General features: G+C 48.6%; 1 protein-coding gene. It reads left to right on the top strand.

The window, feature by feature from the left end:
* A partial coding sequence (locus tag ACS8FD_RS20115; RefSeq protein ID WP_439277167.1) for a class I tRNA ligase family protein occupies positions 1-740 on the top strand: 740 nt, incomplete at both ends.

Below are 740 nucleotides of genomic sequence, written 5' to 3' on the forward strand. Positions count from 1 at the left end.
TATGGCGTGGATGACGGATCTACAAGACTGGTGCATCAGCCGTCAGCTCTGGTGGGGTCATCGTATCCCTGCATGGTATGACGATGCAACAGGTGAGACCTATGTCGCCCGTGACGAAGCCGAAGTGCGTAGCAAGTACAACCTAAGCGACGATGTAAAACTGCGCCAAGACGATGATGTGCTTGATACCTGGTTTAGCTCGGGTCTGTGGACGTTTAGTACGCTTGACTGGGCAGACCCTACTGCTGATCCGCGTGTGTTAGAGACTTTCCACCCGACCAGCGTGCTCGTGACAGGTTTTGATATTATCTTCTTTTGGGTGGCCCGCATGATCATGATGACCCTGCATTTCGTGAAAAACGAAGATGGCACGCCGCAAGTACCGTTTAAGACTGTCTATGTGCATGGTCTAGTCCGTGATGGCAATGGTCAAAAGATGTCCAAGTCAAAAGGTAATGTCTTAGATCCGATTGACCTTATCGACGGTATTGAGCTTGAAGCATTGGTAGAAAAACGCACCAGCAACATGATGAATCCAAAAGACGCGGCCAAAATTGAGAAGCAAACGCGTAAAGAGTTCCCAGAAGGCATCCCAGCTTATGGTACGGATGCATTGCGCTTTACCTTTACCTCACTTGCCAGTACTGGTCGCGATATCAACTTTGATCTAAAGCGTGTCGAGGGCTATCGTAACTTCTGTAATAAGATCTGGAACGCCAGCCGTTTTGTATTGATGAACT

It is taken from the genome of Psychrobacter sp. 1U2, assembly GCF_051847575.1.